This is a genomic window from Psychroflexus lacisalsi (assembly GCF_020164495.1).
Taxonomy (GTDB): Bacteria; Bacteroidota; Bacteroidia; order Flavobacteriales; family Flavobacteriaceae; genus Psychroflexus; species Psychroflexus lacisalsi.
In genome coordinates this window covers 171,279-189,139 of the sequence record NZ_JAIQYZ010000001.1, presented here as the reverse complement: position 1 = coordinate 189,139, position 17,861 = coordinate 171,279, and the positions used below count along the sequence as shown (strand labels likewise).

Sequence of the window (17,861 nt, the reverse complement as noted above, 5' to 3'; positions counted from 1 at the left end):
ATTTTAACAGTATCTCTTTAGTTTATATTACTCTCATTCCTCAACAATAAAGGCCTCAATATAACCATCTAGTTTTTTTAATTTAGAATTTGATTTCGATGACCCTATATTTTCAGCTATCATTCTACCAGCAGCTTTTGCGTCCAAAGATTTTTCAATTCTATTTTTTTTATAATCTTGGAAACTTATCCATGAAGCATTTGGGTTGTCAATAGGTTTTAAAAGGTATGCTTGCTTTGTTGGGTATTCTATATTTTTAAAATACCAATAGATTTCTTTATCAGTATCATAAGCTTCCAAAATTAAACCTGGTAAACCTACCAACTTCCATGGCCCGTAAGGCAAAGGTATTTGTGATGTAAACCAAGCAGTATAATCTCGCCCTCTAAAGTGGGCGGTTGCTTTTTGAACTTTATAAATTCCTATCATTTTTGTCTCTTCTGTTATGTCCCAAGGAATGTCTATAGTGTTATCCTTCACATAATCAAAACCTAAATCTCGTGAAAACAAAGTGTTTTCTTTTGTTTTATAATAATATTGAAAGCCTATTGGGTTGGTCACTACAGTTATTGTAAAGCCTCTATTAGAAGAAGCACGATAAGACTTCTGTTCTCGTATATGACCACCTTCCAAAGAGTCTTTTCTCGTAACGTATAAAGAATTATCTTTGTTAAACACCAACATAGCCCTATAATCAGGACCAATTGGTGCACCCATTTCCATACTTTGGACTTCGCCATAATTGACTATGCCCGTTTGGGGTAAGACATTTAGGCTAGTTAAATAAATAATGATTACAAAAAATTTCATGTTTTAAAAATTAAGGCTGGAAAATAAATCTCCAGCCATTGATTAATATTAACTACAAGAATCTTCAAACTGATCTTCTAAATCGTCTACAAACTCGCAGTCTACAGGCATTGAATAATCATCTACTCCATCATTGTTGCAATCAACAGATGCACTGCAACCATTTTGCTTTACAACTTCAATAGAAGTTTCATTTAAAGTAGGGTTAAGAGCTAATAAGGGTAACATTAAAAGTGACATTAATAAAATTTTCATGATTTTAAATTTTTAAAAATTAAGTGTTGCAATTTTAAATCTTGCTAGATTAGTTAATATAGGTCAACACCTAAGTAAAGATCTCATGAAAAATACATATACTTGTAGCGTCAGCGAGTATGGATATTTTTCATGCTTGATTTGTGAAATGCTTTTCTCCAGAAAAGCATTTCTTTTTTGTAGATTAAAAGAACATTGACATGAATTTATAGTTATTATTACAAATTAAAAAATCAAAATCAGTTATCACATTCTTAACTGTTAAATTTTAAATGATAGAGTAAAATGTACGGTTAAACTGTAATTCAATTAAGGGTGAACCATAACAATTCGCAACAATAATGAAGTTTTTTTAATAATTTTAAATTTGAAAATGAGTTTTCAATTCAAATTACGCTTCTGAATAAAAAACCTTTTCAACAGTTGAGAAGCGTCTTCTTTCATCGTTCCAAAATCTACTTTGGTTTTGGGATGTAGCTTTGTTTGCATAGCTCTGTAACCGCGAACCTCGTCGTCGGCCGCAAAAACTAGTCTAGACAACTGACTCCAATACAATGCCCCGGCACACATCTGGCAGGGTTCTAAAGTGACATACATGGTGCAATCTCGAAGATATTTCCCGCCAATAAAGTTTGCTGCTGCTGTAATGGCTTGCATTTCTGCATGGGCAGTAACGTCTACTAAAAGTTCAGTGAGGTTATGACTTCTGGCAATAATTTGGTTGTTGTGAGTGATGATCGCTCCTACGGGAACTTCATTTTTTTCCAGAGCCAAACGGGCTTCTTCTAAGGCTTTTTTCATAAAGTAAGTGTCGTCGAAGGGGTTTAGCATTAAATTAGAATAGTATTTGAGGTTTGAATTTATGCTAAGTTATACATTTTGTGGTAAGCTCCAGATTTGATAAAAAGAGTATTTCACTTATTTTAAAAAGTAATCTTCAAAAATTCAAATTATGATTCTTTTATTCATCCTTATTTGCTGTGTAATTTGATCAATAGCAATTTTAGACGTCAGTTTAAAGCAAAGGGAATCTAATCTATTATTTTAACTATAATAGACAAAGAGAATAAAACGCCCACCGGTCGGCCACGTTGCTCACCAGGCTTCATATCTGGTAGCATTTTCACAACCCTTATGCCTTCAGACTCTAATTTTGGATGAGGGGCCCGTGCAGCAATATCAACAATAGACCCTGTATCATCTATCTTAAAGGCAATAAATATACGATGTGTTCCACTAAGCTTTAAATCACTTGCGACATCCATATCTATTTTTTTATGAACAAACTCATTCACTTTACGGCTCATACATTCTTTTCGCTCTTCGTTGGATTTTAAACTCTCACACCCTGGATAAACTGGAGCAGTTTCAATCACTGAAAAGGGTATATCTGCTATCTCTTCTTTTACATCTCCCACATCTCCAACTGCCACGACTTCACCATCACCTTCTCCTGTATTTGAGTATGCATCGACATCTATACTCTCATTTTGATTTGTCTCAGTGGATCCTATGTTTACCTCTTGTATATCAAGATTATCATCCACAATTTCAAAAGCTGTTGGCATAGGTGCTGGAGCTGGTGGAGGCGGTGGTGGATGTAAATTTGCAATTTCTGTAATTGGTGCAGATTCCGTCTCTATTAAATTAAAATAGACGTATTCAACCTCCTTTTCTTCTTTTACAGGAGTTTTACGTTCTATCATATAAAGTGAAAATGATAGGGATATGATGAGTCCAATCTGAAGAAAAATAAGACTATACTTGGAGAGGTCGTATTTAGGGTTCTTCTTAATTTTCATAATCTTATTTTTAAAATCCTAACTAATTTAAGAAAAACTAACTTTTAAGTTTATGATAGAAATCATGTATTCTTACAATAATCTTAGATATTAAAATCGTGAATTATAAAAATTTTAATTTGTGAATTATTCTTTTTTTAATAGGGAGTAATCAATCTTGAATTACCAAAAGCGAATTGGCGGAAGTACTTTAGACTACAAAAATTATACACTTATGATAAATACAATATCTTATCAGTAACTTTGTGTCATGAGTAGAACTTTACTTTCTAATATCAACTCTCCAAAAGATCTTCGCCAACTCAATCCTGATCAATTAGTACGGGTTGCCAAAGAACTTAGAGAATTTATTATTGATGTAGTGTCCACCAAAGAGGGGCATTTGGGAGCCAGTTTAGGGGTAGTAGAGCTGACTATTGCGTTGCATTATTATTTTGATACGCCTAGCGATCTTTTGGTATGGGACGTGGGACATCAAGCTTATGGACATAAAATACTGACCGGACGTCGCGACATCTTTGAAACCAATCGAAAACTCAATGGCATTTCTGGGTTTCCTAAACGCGATGAAAGTCCGTATGACACTTTTGGCGTAGGCCACAGCTCTACTTCGATTTCTGCGGCTTTAGGGATGGCCATTTCATCGCAACTAAAAGGAGATTTTGATAAGCAACACATCGCTGTCATCGGTGATGCTTCCATTGCCTCAGGTATGGCGTTTGAAGGCCTGAATCATGCTGGAGTTACTAAAGCCAATCTTTTGGTGGTATTGAACGACAATGCCATAGGAATCGATCCAAGTGTTGGAGCCCTTAAAAGTTATCTCACCAAAGCTAAAATTGGCAAAAAACCGCCTAACGACAATATTATTGAAGCCCTAAATTTTCATTATGAAGGCCCAATCGATGGTCATGACTTGCCAGAACTTTTAAAAGCATTTGAGAAACTGAGAGCGATAAAAGGCCCTAAGCTTCTGCACGTCATTACCAAAAAAGGTAAAGGCTTAAAACAAGCTGAAGAAGACCAGGTAAAATACCATGCCCCTGGTAAATTTGATAAAACCACAGGCGAAGTTATACCTAAAAACAACCAAGATCTACCTCCCAAATTTCAGGATGTATTTGGACTAACTGTATTGGAATTGGCTCAAAATGATGAATCTATAGTTGGTATTACACCGGCCATGCCTACGGGAAGTTCCCTAAAGTTCATGATGGAAGAATTTCCAGATCGTGCTTTTGATGTGGGTATAGCAGAGCAACATGCAGTAACCCTCGCTGCAGGAATGGCCACCCAGGGCCATAAAGTCTTTTGTGCCATCTATTCTACATTTTTACAACGGGCTTACGACCAAGTGATTCATGACGTGGCTTTGCAAAACATTCCTGTCATCTTTTGTATTGACAGAGCTGGACTAGTTGGAAATGATGGCGCCACACATCATGGAGTTTTTGATTTAGCTTTTTTGCGTTGTATCCCTAACCTGATCATAGCTGCACCAGCCGATGCTATAGAACTAAGACAGCTGCTTTATACAGCTACTCAAGATTTACAACAGCCCATGGCCATCCGGTATCCGCGTGGTAGAGGTGAGATTAAAGACTGGAAACATCCTTTTAAAAGATTAGATGTTGGTAGAGGCAGATGCCTTCAGGAAGGCTCAGAGCTGGCTGTATTAAGCTTAGGAAGTATATCAAGCAATGTATCAAATAGCATAAAAGCCATCGGTAGTAAATTCAGTGTAGCTCATTACGATATGCGGTTTTTAAAACCTTTGGATGAAGACTTATTAAAGTCTGTGTTTAAAAAATTCAAACACATAATCACCGTAGAGGATGGTACTGTAAAAGGTGGATTTGGAGATGCGGTTCTTGAACTGGCCCAATTTGAAAACTATAAAGGAGAAATCCATAAATTGGGTATTCCCGATCGGTTTATAGAACATGGAGATACTGATCAGCTTTATGAGCTTGTAGGAATATCTTCAGAAAAAATAAGAGATAAAATCATTTTTATCCTTACCTGAGTTATAAATTGAATATACGTTATCTCAAATTAATTCTGATTACGACCAGATTCATTTGGATACAACTTATACACCGGGTCGCTCTGCCAGTAGTTTTTTGTATCGATATCCAATATACTTATGGGTCCTTTAAACGCCGCCCCCGTATCTATATTCCACACGTTGGCCAGATTTACAGGTTCAGTTTTATTAATGCGTGTGGTTGGGGTGTGACCAATGTAGATCTCTTTGAACAACTTTAGCCGATCGGGATAAAAATCATCATCGGGGTGTATAGAGGTATCCATGGCCAAAACCATTTCCCAAAGCGTTCTATCCCAATACACCGTATTGGAGTGAAATTCTGAAGCTGGTCCATGCATGTTGGCAAATCCCGCATGAAGAAATAATCGATTCTTTTCATCGACGTAGTAGTTCGTCAGGTTTTCTAAGAAAAGTCGGTGTAAGTCCTTAAGAATGGAGTTTATATTTTGGTAGGCTTTCAATGTGCTTTCGCCGCCATGTTCAAGCCATTTAGGATTTGATTTTGCCGTTCTAAACCAACCCAAAACCAAATCGTCGTGATTCCCTCTTATAAAAACACAATCCTGTTCTTCTTTCAACTGAATCAAATACGAAAGTAAGTCAGGCGTTTCGCTCCAACCGTCAACATAGTCGCCCAGAAATATCAATTTATCATCTTTGGTCACATCAGCCCGATTCAAAACCTGCTCTAAAGCCTTAAAACCTCCGTGTATATCTCCTATAACTAACGTTCTACTCATTCTAATTGTATTTTATTTTTCGTAATATTCTCATATTGTCTTTTAAACGATCATAAGCTTTTTTCTGTATGCTTTTCAACAAGGGTTTAGCCTCCTCAAGCTTTTCCAGTGACGAATCAAACCCGTTGAGATAAGCTATGAGATATATGGTTGACATATTGACTAACTCGCTCTTTTCTGCTGAATTTAAACCTGACTTATTTACAAGCTTTTTTAATAAACTATCGTTATGATTTAGAAAATGCCTCAATGTCTTTTGATTAAATTGTGGGGGTTCAAATACCAATTCAGATTCAATATCGTAGTGCATATTGTCCTTAAACTGAATGGAAACCTTTTCTAAAGGATAGTATTTAAACTTGTTCTGAAGTCCTAGTTGTACGTATTCTAAAATCTCGAATTTATCATCGTCGTATTGAATTTCAACCTCGTCCAAATCTGAATAAAACAACTTCACCTGTTCATTGATCAACTGAATGTTGACTCTGGAATAGAAGGTTTTCTCACCAACAGTTTTAGGTTTCGCTGCCCAACAGAGAACAAAATACTCTTTAAAAACTTTATATTTTGGATCATAATCCCGACTTTTTAAAATAAAATCGTGAAAGCCATCCAAAGTTAATTCAATATTATTCTGAGAATTCTGCTCTATAGCAGCTACAATTTCTGAATTGATGTCTTTAATTTCTATATCAAAAACCTTGGGCTTACTGATGCTTCCTTCTCGCATAAATACCGTTCCTCCCCAGTATTTCCAAATGTTTTTTCTTAATGCACAGATGCTATTGTCTTTCTTCGGTCTTACAGAAACCAGCCCAACAACTTTATCGTCTGGTAAATGTGGAAACTGAATGTTTTCATAAGAGACAATCGGCGGATTTTCCAGATAGGCATTTACTAGATTCTGAATCTTGCTATCATCAAAAAAATCGACTCCAACAATACTATTGCTTTCATCCTCAATGCCGATGACAATATAAGAGTTGCTGATGGGGTTGGTGTTGGAAAGGGAACAAATGTGTTTAAGAAATTTAGCTTTGCCTTCTCTCGTACCAATGTCAACTTTGAGTTTTTTGTCGTAAAAACTATTCTCCCCGCTGTGGGCAAGTAAATTTTTGATAAGAAGACGCTTGTTAATCATAGACTTGGCTAAAATTACAAGAAAAAACTCAACTTAGCTTATGACAACTTTGAATTAATTACAAAAAAAACGAGACCCAAAATGGGTCTCGTTTAAAACTATATGTGATTGAAGTTTAGTTAAAGATATATCTTAAACCAACTTGCATTTGCCATCTTGAAGATAAAATACCTGAATCATCAAAGTTGATAGCATCTTCTTCTGTTTGGAATTCATCAGCATTGAAACTGAATACTGGATCTGGACCACCTTCTTGAACATCTAGGATGCCGATATTAGGAATAAATGGTCTACGCCCCCAATCTTTATTAATTAAATTAGTGAAGTTAAAGATGTCAAAAGACAATTGGAACGTGTGCTTCTTGTTATTGAAATCTAAACTAAAATCTTGAAGAAATTTCAAGTCAACAATATGACTCCAAGGACCTCTTTCGCCAAAACGCTCAGAATATTGCCCTCTTCTTTCACTAAGATATTCACTGCTTTCAATATAACTGTTGAAGGCTTGCCATTGAGCCTGTTGCTCTTTTGGAGTTCCTGCAAAAGTGATTTCTGAAGCATCTCTAGGGATATAAATCAAAGCATTGTCTCTAGAATCATCATTTAGGATGTTGTCATTTCTACTATTGTATGCGTAAGTGAAAGGAGAACCTTGTTCACCAGCATAAAATAGAGAGACTGTACTTTTTACATTATCATTCCACTCATATTCGTAGCTCATATTTCCAGTAATTCTAGATCCTAAAGAAAATCCTGAACGTTGGATACCAGGGTTGGCATTTTTACCATTCACGGTTTCTATGTTTCTCCATTGAGATGAATTTTGAGAAGATGTTCCCTGAAAAATATCATAAGCATCTCCATAAGTATAAGCGATCTGTCCTGCAAAACCATTTTCAAATGGCTTAGTCAACTTAAATGTACCATTATATGAATAACCTTCATTTGTATTTGTTCCTAAGAAGATACTAGAGTAGTTATCATCAATAAGATCACCCCTATCATAGTAAGGTCTTCCGTCTGCTCCATTAAAATTTCCAACAGGACCTCTAATGTTCACATTTTCATAAAAAACAGCATTTAAAACATCGTTGTACAAAAACTCAGCAGATGCGATTAAGCCCCATACTGGCAATTTTTGATCTACAGCAATATTATATTTTGCTACTTGTGGTAATTTAAAGTCAGGTGCGAAAATATCAATTTGTCCACCTGTTGCTCCAGTACCAGGCTCAGCACCTGGCTGAACGAGCTGATCGAAAGGATCTCCACTAAAGAAGATATCTCCATTTATTGCTCTTTCATCAACAAAACCAGCAGTTAAGCCGTTATTATTATATGCACCTCCTGGCCATACCAATGGAATTCTAGACGTAAATACACCTACACCACCTCTTACTTGTGTGGTTCTGTTTCCACCTACATCCCATGAAAATCCTAATCTAGGAGAGAAGTGTATTTGAGTATCAATACCCTGTCCAACTCTAGCCCCTTGCAAGTCTTTTCCGTTAGCTTCAAGAAGCTCTACAGTTCTAGTGTTAAAGTCGTCATTTACTAACCCATCATCAAAAAATGGTAAATCAACACGGAGACCTAAACTTACTTTAAAATCATCGGTTAAGTCAACATCGTCTTGAGCATAAAATCCAAGTTGAGAATAACTAAACTCAGCAGCTCCTAAAGAATTGTCTCCTGTACCACCTAATAAAGAATACCCTCTATCGTAAAATCTAGCAGGGGCTTCGTTGCCATCAACATCGTCTAAGTATGTATTGAAATCAGACAATGAATTAAAAGTGTATGATCCATAATTTTGTCTAAAAAATACGTTTTTAGAATCAAAATACTCAAAGTTAGCTCCAAAAGTTAACTTATGGCGACCGCTATAGACTTCGAAGTTATTAGTGATGTTAAGCACTTTTTGCTCCAAAAGGTTAGCTGTTGAAAATGCTTCAGAACCAAAGAAAAGGCTTCCTGAACCATCGAATACTCTTACAGCTGGAAAAGGATTTCCGGTTGGGTTTCTATCATCTAAAACATCGGTATAAGCAACTATTAAGTTGTTCGACATATTAGATCCATTAGTTGTGCTCCACTCCAAAGTCGTGGAGTTAGTTCTTGAAGGAAAAAAGACACCACCATTGGTATAATTAATACTTCTATCCCCACTTTGTCTTGGGTCTGTATTTTCAGCATTGACGTAAGAATTTTTTAAGGTAATGCTGTTTTTGTCATTCACGTTCCAGTCGATACGTGTAATCAATTTATCACTTGTAAGTGAAGTAGTGTTGTTATCATAGATTCCTGGATCGTACCCGTAAGTATTGATCAAACCTTGTCTTAGGTTAGTTAAATCCTGGGCAGAAGCATCTCCTTGGTAACGATCAAAAACAAAAGGCTGTGGCGTTTGTTCGTCTTGTCTTTCGTAATTAATAAAGTAAAACAATTTGTCTTCTACAATCGCACCTCCAACTCTAGCTCCAAAAAGCTTTGCAGTAAAGTCTGTCAAATTCTCTCTATTGTCTTCGCTAAGCGCTGTAGGTGTCTTACCTGCTAAATCTTGGTTTCTTAAATAGTAATATGCCGAACCTTCTGTATTATTAGATCCAGAACGCGTAATGGCACTAATAGATCCACCAGCGAAACCAGATTGTCTCACATCAAATGGAGAAAGGTTAACCTGAAAAGATTCAATCGCATCAATGGAGATTGGGCTTACTCCAGTTTGTCCACCATTGGTTCCTGAACCAGCAAGACCAAACGCATCGTTATTTACAGCACCGTCAATATAAATAGCGTTGTAACGGTTGTTTTGACCTCCTAAAGAAATACTACCACCTTCACCAACTTGGGCTTCTGGAGTTGTTCTGATAAAGTCTCCTAAAGAACGAGTTGCAGATGGAAGATTTGCCACTTGTCTCTGTGAAATGTTAGTATTCGATCCTGTTTGTCCAGAATCAAAAATTCCATTTTTAGAAGCAGAAATAATGACTTCATCTAATGCGTTATTAGATTCAGACATTTGTCTACTTATTCTTTCAGAATCACCTAGTCTTAAGTTAATTCCTTCTAGTAGAATATCCTCAAAACCAACGTAAGTAATCTTCACGGTGTAAGGTCCACCAACACGCATGTTTGGGATTCTGTAGAAACCATCAAAATCTGTCACTACACCATACTGTGTTCCAGTTGGTGTATGCACAGCAATAATATTTGCCCCCGGAAGAGGTTGGTCATTATTGTCTGTGATCTTACCATTAATAGAGGAAGTAGTCACCCCTTGTGCATAAATACCCACTCCCATCACTAAGAATAAGCCAAGTAGCAATTTTTTCATTTGAAAACGTTTTTTTTGTTTATATTTTGGTGCAAAGTAAACCCAGATTTAAAGTTCTAATATTAAGCCAATGTTAAGAAAAACTGTTAAAAAATTAAATTTCACTTCTTTATAGTCATTCTAAAAAAGGGTGCTATCTAAAGAATTAAAGTAGCTAAGCTCAACTCATACGCTTGAGTTTTTGGCCTGATTAGCTTTTTTTGCTTGCTACTTTACTGGAAAACGATCGCATTTGATCTATTAAAGTTATCTATAAATAAAATTTACAGAACCTCCTTGTATTTAACCTGGTCAATATTAGCTTTTAAGGGAGCAATAAATTCAAAATAGGAAGGCTTGAGTTTTTCTTCCATAGGTTCGGCTTCTGGCAAATCTTGCTTATAGGGATCTACCTGTCTGCCATTCAACCAGAATCTGTAACAAACGTGAGGACCTGTTGCTAGACCAGTTTGACCAACATACCCTATAATTTCACCTTGCTTCACATACTGACCCACTTTTACTGCGCGCCGGGACATGTGGAGATATTGAGTTGAGTATTGGTTGGTGTGTTTCACTTTGACATAATTTCCATTCCCTCTGCTATAACTGGCTTTGGTCACTACTCCGTCTGCAGTTGACCAAATGGGAGTCCCCGTGGCAGCAGCATAATCTGTTCCTTTGTGGGCTTTCCAGCGTTTCTGAACGGGATGAAAACGACGTCCTGTATAACGAGAAGATATCCTGCTAAACTGTAGCGGCGCTTTAAGGAAAAATTTTCTAAGTGTTTTTGCATCTTCATCAAAGTAATCGGTGCGACCCGTTAGAGAATCCACAACAAACTCGAAAGCGTAGAATTCTCTTCCCCTATGTTTTAATAGTGCTGCATCTATACTTTCTAACCCAGCATAAATGGTGTCATCTATATATTTTTCTTTGTAGATCAGCTTAAACTGATCTCCTTCCTGAAGCTTAAAAAAGTCAACGCTCCATTGATAAATATCAGCAAACCTGTTGGTCAGTAAATAATCCAATCCAGCTTCATCTATTGCTGCTGAAAGTGAGGAAGATATTACTCCTGAAGTCGTTTTTTGCTTTATGGTTACAGGCTTTGACTCTGCTACTCCTTTTACGCTATCTATGCTGATAACTGCATAGTCGATCAATGATTTTTGATACACAAAATGTTCTACTCTCTGGATAGAATCTTTGTTTTTTACGATAACATAAGGCTTACCATAGTTAATTCTTCTAAAATTCATCACAGAATTTGGAATGCTTTGAGTAAGCTGATAAACTTTTCCTGGAGTAACTCCATAACGATCCATAATAGTCCCGAATGTATCTCCCCTTTCCACTGTATCAAAAACAACCTCGTAATCACTCAAGGAAAAGCCAAAAATCTTAGGTTCTGGAACAGGTTCAATTTCAATAGATTTAATCGGCTCTTCGGAAGAGTTTTCTCTTACATCTTCATTGCAAGAAAGTAAGATTAAGCCAACAAAGATGAGGAGTAGGCGAGTGTTGGGAAAATTGAGCATATAAGTTTTAGTTGTAAACGTCAAAAATACATTTTATTATATGGAGGGCAAACCTTAGTGAAGAATAGGCTTATATAAAAACTAAAAAAACCTCTAAAAAGAGGTTTTTTTATAAGTGTTCAAAATTTTATCATTAGCTATCCGCCAATGCTTCTGCACCAGCTACGATTTCCAAGATTTCGTTGGTAATGGATGCTTGTCTGGCTTTATTATAAGAAAGTTTCAAGTCATCTCTAAGTTCTGTAGCATTATCTGTCGCTTTATGCATAGCTGTCATTCTTGCGCCATGCTCTGATGCAACAGAATCTCTTATAGCCTTAAACAATTGGATCTTTAATGATTTCGGAATTAAATCTTCTACGATTTCAATTTTGTTAGGCTCAAAAATATAATCAGATGAAATGCTTTCGCCACCTCTCTTACTTGCAGGTTTTATTGGTAAAAACTGCTCTGTAGTCACGATTTGGGTTGCGGCGTTTTTGAAGCTATTGTAAACAAGCTCTATTTTATCATACTTTTCAGATTTGAACATTTCCATGAGACGCTCAGCTATCGCGGCAACATCCTCATAGGATAAATTATCATAAATATCGTTGTGTGAAGATTTGATTTCACGCTTTTTCCTTAATACGTCTCCAGCTTTTTTTCCAATACTTATAATGTCAACCGATTGACCAGCATAAGTTTCATCAATAAGAGTTCTTACGCGTTTTACTATATTAGTGTTGAAAGCACCGGCTAAACCTCTGTTTGAGGATATTGCAATGACCAACACGTTTTTTACTTCTCTATGATTGGAATATGGACTACTTGTATCGTTATCTAAGGAAGCACTTAAACTTTGAAGAAGTTCATTCAGCTTCTCAGCATACGGACGCATATTCTCAATCGCATTTTGGGCACGATTAAGTTTAGCGGCGGAAACCATTTTCATGGCTTTCGTAATCTGCATGGTAGACGATACCGATGTAATTCTACTTCTTAACTCCTTTAAATTAGCCATAAATTAAAACTTATGCTTTATATTTTGCAGCTATTTCTTTAGCTGCACTCGTTAGTGCATCTGTAATTTCATCTGTCAATTTACCAGCTTTTAGTTGGTCTAAAACATCTCTGTGTTTAGAGTTGAGATAGGACAAATAGTCACTTTCAAATTCTTTAATTTTTTCAACAGGAACTTCTTTCATTAAGTTTTTAGTTCCAGCATAAACGATAGCCACTTGCTCTTCAACAGGGAAAGGATTAGCTTCAGCCTGCTTCAAAATTTCAACATTTCGTTTACCTTTTTCAATTGTGTTTCTAGTGGAAGCGTCCAAATCTGAACCAAATTTAGCAAAAGCTTCAAGTTCTCTATATTGTGCCTGGTCAAGTTTTAATGTACCAGCAACTTTCTTCATAGATTTGATTTGAGCGGAACCACCAACACGAGATACGGAAATACCTACATCAATTGCTGGTCTTACACCAGAGTTAAATAAATCTGATGTTAAGAAAATCTGACCATCTGTAATCGAAATTACGTTGGTTGGAATGTATGCTGATACATCACCTGCTTGAGTTTCAATAATTGGGAGTGCTGTAAGTGATCCACCCCCTTTTACTTTATCTTTCAAAGCTTCAGGTAAATCATTCATTTGCTTAGCAATGTTATCATCGTTGATAATTTTTGCAGAACGCTCAAATAATCTGGAGTGGAGGTAAAATACATCACCAGGATAAGCCTCACGACCTGGAGGTCTTCTCAACAATAAAGACACCTCACGGTATGCTACAGCTTGTTTTGACAAATCATCATAAATAATCAATGCTGGCCTTCCTGTATCTCTAAAATACTCACCAATAGCAGCACCTGCCAATGGAGCATATACCTGCATTGCGGCTGGATCTGATGCATTGGCAGCTACAATAGTTGTGTATGCCAAAGCTCCTCTTTCTTCTAAAAGGTTAGCAATACCAGCAACTGTAGACGCTTTTTGACCAATAGCAACATAAATACAGTAAACGGGTTCACCTTTGTCGTAAAATTCCTTTTGGTTAAGAATTGTATCGATACAAACAGAAGTTTTACCAGTCTGTCTATCACCAATCACTAATTCTCTTTGTCCTCTTCCTACAGGAACCATAGCGTCAATTGACTTGATACCCGTTTGCATAGGTTCGGTTACAGGCTGTCTGTAAATAACTCCCGGTGCTTTTCTTTCGATAGGCATTAAAAAAGTTTCTCCTTCGATTTCTCCTTTACCATCAATAGTTTCACCCAAAGTATTTACGACTCTTCCTACAATACCTTCACCTACTTGAATAGAAGAAATCTTTTTGGTCCTTTTTACAGAATCCCCTTCATTAATGTCATTGGATTTACCTAAAAGTACAACGCCTACTGCGTCCTCTTCTAAATTAAGGACCATACCATTAAGCCCTCCTTCAAATTCTACAAGTTCTCCAAGTTGAGCGTTGGATAACCCATAAACGTTGGCGATACCATCACCAACTCTTAGAACTGTTCCTACTTCATCTAGAGAGGTTTCAGATTCGAAACCCGAAATTTGCTTTTTTAAGATTGCTGTAACTTCAGCAGAGTTTACTTCAGCCATAATTTATTTTCATTAATTGGTAAATACATACCACTTATTTTTATAATAATTGTCTTTTGAATCGCTTAAGACCGCCAGACACACTTGCATCAAATTGAAGATCTTTCAATCTGAGTATAAATCCACCAAGAATAGATTCATCAACTCGGTTGGTCAGATTTGCTGTATATCCGGTAATTTCTTTAATTTTTTCTTGTACTTTTTCTTCTAAATCTTTAGTCATCTCAACAGCTGTTACAACAGTTGCAGATTGTATGTGATGAATAGAATTATAAAGATTTATATATTCTTGAGCAACATGATTTAATATTTCAATTCTATTATTGTCAGCCAGAGTTTTTATCAATTTTTTGACTAAAGACTCGGCATCTTTAAAGATCTCCAACAAAACAGATTGCTTTTTATCAACTTCAATTAATGGACTTGAAAGCATAAGTCTTAACTCCTTGTTTTCAGAAATAGTAGAATGCATCGATTTGAAGTTATCTAAAACTTTGTTATCTAATTTATTCTCCTGAGCCAATTCTATAATGGCTTTAGCGTAACGTCTTCCTGCTTTACTTCCCATGTGTCTAATTAGTTGAGTTTGACGTCGTCAAGCATTTTGTTGACCAATGTCATTTGTTCATCCTTATTGTCCAATTGCTTCTTCACAACAGTTTCTGCAATCTGCACAGACAACTCAGCAACTTGAGATTTAATTTCTGCCAAAGCTTGTTTCTTTTCACTCTCGATGGTGATTTGAGCTTTATCCAGAATTCTTTCAGCTTTCTCATTTGCATCTTCTGTAGCCTCTTCGATAATAGTCTTCTTCATCTGCTGAGCTTCCTTCAACATTTCATCGCGTTCCGCTCTAGCTTGTTGAAGCAATTTTTCATTATCAGCTTTTAAATTAGCCATCTCTTCTTTAGCTTTTTCAGCAGAAACTAAGGCATCATTAATTGATGCTTCTCTTTCGCCTACAGCCTTCATCACTGGTTTCCAGGCAAACTTAGTCAGCAAGAAAATCAAGATGATCATGACTACTACTTGCCAAACAAATAAACCGTATTCAGGAGTAATTAAATCCATATATGATAAGTGTTTTTTTTAAATAAAAATAAAACCCTCACCCAACCAACCGTTGGTTATGAGGGTTTTCATCATTTTTAAGAGGTAAGAACCCCAAGTAAAGCAGCAACTACTCCAAAAAGAGCAACACCTTCTACAAGTGCAGCTGCGATAATCATAGCGGTCTGGATTTTTCCAGAAGCTTCTGGCTGGCGTGCGATAGCTTCCATTGCGGAACCACCGATTTTACCAATACCAAGCGCTCCTCCCAAAACTGCTAATCCAGCTCCTAAAGCTGCAAGTCCTACGTGTAATAATTCCATAGTAAATAAATATTAAAAATTAAAGATTAATGATGTTCATGTTCTTGAACTGCCATTCCTATAAATAAGGCCGACAGCATTGTAAATATAAATGCTTGCAAAAATGCAACTAGTAATTCTAAAACTGTGATAAATAAGGCAAACGGAACTGAAATTGCTGCAACTCCTGCAGTTTCTAAAATAAAGATCAAACCTATTAAACTCAATATGATAATGTGCCCTGCCGTAATATTGGCAAAGAGACGAATCATCAAAGCGATTGGTTTTGTAAACACTCCCAAAATTTCAACGACTGCAAGTATTGGCTTAACCGGTGTCGGAATCCCTGGCATCCAGAAAACATGTTGCCAATAGTCCTTATTTGCATTAACTAAAATAAGAACCAGCGTAAATAAACCTAATGCAATCGTCACGGATATGTTTCCTGTCACGTTCGCAGCCCCAGGTAAAAGGCCTAAAAGATTTGATAACCAAATGAAGAAAAATACCGTCAAGAGAAAAGGCATAAATTTTAAATATTTTTTCTCTCCAATTTGTGGTATTGCGATCTCATCTCTTACAAAAATGACTAGAGTCTCTAATATATTTTTAAAACCTTTTGGCGCAGCTTTTGACTTTTTATAATGCTTTGCAAGTCCCAAAAACATGAGAACAAGCAGAATTGCAGTGATAAGCATGGACGCTACATTCTTTGTGATTGAGATATCGAAAGGACGATTAGCATTCAAAGCTGCATGAGTCTCTTCATCAAATTCTAAAGCCTCTTCTCCTTCATTCAATACATAAATTTTCTCATGATAGTTAACGAATTTCTGACCATTGGACTCAACTACATACTCACCTTCAACATCGTGATGAAATTCGCTGGACATAAAACTTGTAAGTCCTTTGTCTGTCCATAAAATTACAGGCAACGGCAATGTGACAGATTCCTCTCCTTCACCCAAAAAATGCCACCCGTGAGAATCACTGATGTGGTGCATAATCATTTCAGTGGGGTTGAAACTATCATCAATAACTTCTTCCGTATCTAACTGGGCGAAAGCTGAAAAGGAATTTAAAATAAGCATGAGCATTAAAGCCACTGTAATCTTTGAAGATTTGTGTGTTGCCATAAATTGTTGACTTAATATCAATTCGAAAATTTCGTGCAAATGTAGGTTTTTACTTTTTAATTTTAAATGAAAGCTTCAAAAAAATATTTTTTCATTAAGATATAATTCAATTTGCTTGCTTTTATTTAAAACTATTTAATTTGTCTCTTTTGGGTTAATCAATTTAATGACCTGAATAGCTTCAAAAACTAGGTAAATGAAGTAAGGAACAAAAAAATTAAGAATGTTAGTAAAGGAGGGCTTGTCATCTGAAAGAAAACCCGGAAGTAGAAACAGAATCGCAGCCAGCATTTTGAATAAACTAGTCCCCATAAATGCAAAGCCAGCATAATCTTTATAATTGGCGTGGATCCATTGGATAATTCCAGCTACAAAAAAAGCAGATATAATATGAAATGCATAAATCGATATGAAGGAATAATAGGTTACGATAGAAAAAAAGGAGTCAATACCCCAGTGTATTAAAATGATAGGAGTCGAAAATATAAGTATGGAAACGAAAGGGTTCCTAAGAATGTTTTTCATGTAATGGTTACTTGAATTTTTTGAGCGAGGTTATAACTTGAGCAAGAGCAACAAATATTCCTAAAAGCGATAACCCGATTGTGAAAAGTTTTGAAGAGTCTGTATAGTTTTCATCCAACCAAATTCCTAGAAAAACAGAACTGGTTATAATAATTCCCATTTGCAAACCTACCCCAGAAAAATACAACCAAGGATTAGGCTGATTGTTCTTTTTTGGCATTTCCAGATATAGATTTCATAGCCCCTTTCATGCTACATGTCGCATTGAATACTGCTCCAGGTTCAATTGAAAGTTTATCGGCAAAAACTTCTCCTTCTATTTTGGCGGTAGCTCGTAAGGTTAAAAGTTTACTCACTTTTAATTCTCCCTTGAATTCTCCTTCAAAATCGGCGTTTTCACACTCAATTTGTCCTTCGATATAACCTGTCTTACCTACTACAATTTTACCAGGAGTTTTAATATTTCCTATAACCTTTCCTTCTATACGGAAACTGCCTTGAGATTCAATACCACCTTTAAAAACGGTGCCTTGTGCAATCTTGTTTTGTTCTTTTGTTAAATCTGAATTCATAGAGTTATTTTTTTTTTCTGAAAACAT

18 protein-coding genes are annotated in these 17,861 nt (G+C 36.1%); 1 reads left to right on the top strand and 17 read right to left on the bottom strand.

Features of this window, described 5'->3' with window-relative positions; all coding sequences use genetic code 11:
* Nucleotides 1-33: 33 nt before the first annotated feature.
* The 4 genes from LB449_RS00890 to LB449_RS00875 all read right to left on the bottom strand — a co-directional run bounded on the left by LB449_RS00890 (nt 34) and on the right by LB449_RS00875 (nt 2,867).
* Entirely contained in the window at nt 34-810 is a 777-nt protein-coding gene (locus LB449_RS00890) for a GLPGLI family protein (protein WP_224453191.1), read from the bottom strand.
* 48 nt (nt 811-858) lie between these two features.
* Nucleotides 859-1,050 (bottom strand): hypothetical protein, encoded by a 192-nt coding sequence (locus LB449_RS00885; protein ID WP_224453190.1) that lies wholly within the window; start codon nt 1,048-1,050, stop codon nt 859-861.
* Nucleotides 1,051-1,446: 396 nt separating this feature from the next.
* Nucleotides 1,447-1,896, bottom strand: coding sequence for a nucleoside deaminase (locus tag LB449_RS00880; protein WP_224453189.1), 450 nt, complete (start codon nt 1,894-1,896; stop codon nt 1,447-1,449).
* 200 nt (nt 1,897-2,096) lie between these two features.
* Nucleotides 2,097-2,867: an energy transducer TonB gene (locus LB449_RS00875; RefSeq protein WP_224453188.1), complete on the bottom strand. Its 771-nt coding sequence runs from the start codon at nt 2,865-2,867 to the stop codon at nt 2,097-2,099.
* A gap of 250 nt (nt 2,868-3,117) precedes the next feature.
* Here LB449_RS00875 and LB449_RS00870 point away from each other — a divergent pair, with 250 nt between their 5' ends.
* Nucleotides 3,118-4,893, top strand: coding sequence for a 1-deoxy-D-xylulose-5-phosphate synthase (locus LB449_RS00870; protein WP_224453187.1), 1,776 nt, complete (start codon nt 3,118-3,120; stop codon nt 4,891-4,893).
* Between the two features lie 29 nt (nt 4,894-4,922).
* Here the strand turns inward: LB449_RS00870 and LB449_RS00865 are convergent, their stop codons facing one another.
* The 13 genes from LB449_RS00865 to LB449_RS00805 form a co-directional block, all read right to left on the bottom strand.
* Entirely contained in the window at nt 4,923-5,657 is a 735-nt protein-coding gene (locus tag LB449_RS00865; RefSeq protein WP_224453186.1) for a metallophosphoesterase family protein, read from the bottom strand.
* 1 nt (nt 5,658) lies between these two features.
* Nucleotides 5,659-6,798 (bottom strand): ATP-binding protein, encoded by a 1,140-nt coding sequence (locus LB449_RS00860; protein ID WP_224453185.1) that lies wholly within the window; start codon nt 6,796-6,798, stop codon nt 5,659-5,661.
* A 115-nt stretch (nt 6,799-6,913) separates the two neighbouring features.
* On the bottom strand, nt 6,914-10,135 hold the full coding sequence (locus LB449_RS00855) for a TonB-dependent receptor (protein ID WP_224453184.1): 3,222 nt from the start codon (nt 10,133-10,135) through the stop codon (nt 6,914-6,916).
* 263 nt (nt 10,136-10,398) lie between these two features.
* Complete coding sequence (locus LB449_RS00850) at nt 10,399-11,655, bottom strand: M23 family metallopeptidase (protein WP_224453183.1); 1,257 nt, start codon at nt 11,653-11,655, stop codon at nt 10,399-10,401.
* A gap of 133 nt (nt 11,656-11,788) precedes the next feature.
* Nucleotides 11,789-12,658 carry an ATP synthase F1 subunit gamma gene (gene atpG / locus LB449_RS00845; protein WP_224453182.1) on the bottom strand — a complete coding sequence of 290 codons (870 nt, stop codon included), beginning with the start codon at nt 12,656-12,658 and terminating at the stop codon, nt 11,789-11,791.
* A 10-nt stretch (nt 12,659-12,668) separates the two neighbouring features.
* A complete protein-coding gene (gene atpA / locus LB449_RS00840) occupies nt 12,669-14,249 on the bottom strand; it encodes a F0F1 ATP synthase subunit alpha (RefSeq protein ID WP_224453181.1) in 1,581 nt (526 codons plus the stop codon).
* 40 nt (nt 14,250-14,289) lie between these two features.
* Complete coding sequence (atpH, locus tag LB449_RS00835) at nt 14,290-14,817, bottom strand: ATP synthase F1 subunit delta (RefSeq protein WP_224453180.1); 528 nt, start codon at nt 14,815-14,817, stop codon at nt 14,290-14,292.
* A gap of 8 nt (nt 14,818-14,825) precedes the next feature.
* Complete coding sequence (locus LB449_RS00830) at nt 14,826-15,320, bottom strand: F0F1 ATP synthase subunit B (RefSeq protein ID WP_224453179.1); 495 nt, start codon at nt 15,318-15,320, stop codon at nt 14,826-14,828.
* Between the two features lie 77 nt (nt 15,321-15,397).
* Nucleotides 15,398-15,622 carry an ATP synthase F0 subunit C gene (gene atpE / locus LB449_RS00825; protein ID WP_224453178.1) on the bottom strand — a complete coding sequence of 75 codons (225 nt, stop codon included), beginning with the start codon at nt 15,620-15,622 and terminating at the stop codon, nt 15,398-15,400.
* Between the two features lie 26 nt (nt 15,623-15,648).
* Nucleotides 15,649-16,737 carry a F0F1 ATP synthase subunit A gene (gene atpB / locus LB449_RS00820; RefSeq protein ID WP_224453177.1) on the bottom strand — a complete coding sequence of 363 codons (1,089 nt, stop codon included), beginning with the start codon at nt 16,735-16,737 and terminating at the stop codon, nt 15,649-15,651.
* Nucleotides 16,738-16,872: 135 nt separating this feature from the next.
* A complete protein-coding gene (locus tag LB449_RS00815) occupies nt 16,873-17,262 on the bottom strand; it encodes a hypothetical protein (protein ID WP_224453176.1) in 390 nt (129 codons plus the stop codon).
* Nucleotides 17,263-17,269: 7 nt separating this feature from the next.
* Entirely contained in the window at nt 17,270-17,482 is a 213-nt protein-coding gene (locus LB449_RS00810) for an AtpZ/AtpI family protein (RefSeq protein ID WP_224453175.1), read from the bottom strand.
* Nucleotides 17,457-17,861: a bactofilin family protein gene (locus LB449_RS00805; RefSeq protein WP_224453174.1), complete on the bottom strand. Its 405-nt coding sequence runs from the start codon at nt 17,859-17,861 to the stop codon at nt 17,457-17,459. The genes LB449_RS00810 and LB449_RS00805 overlap by 26 nt, the downstream gene beginning before the upstream one ends.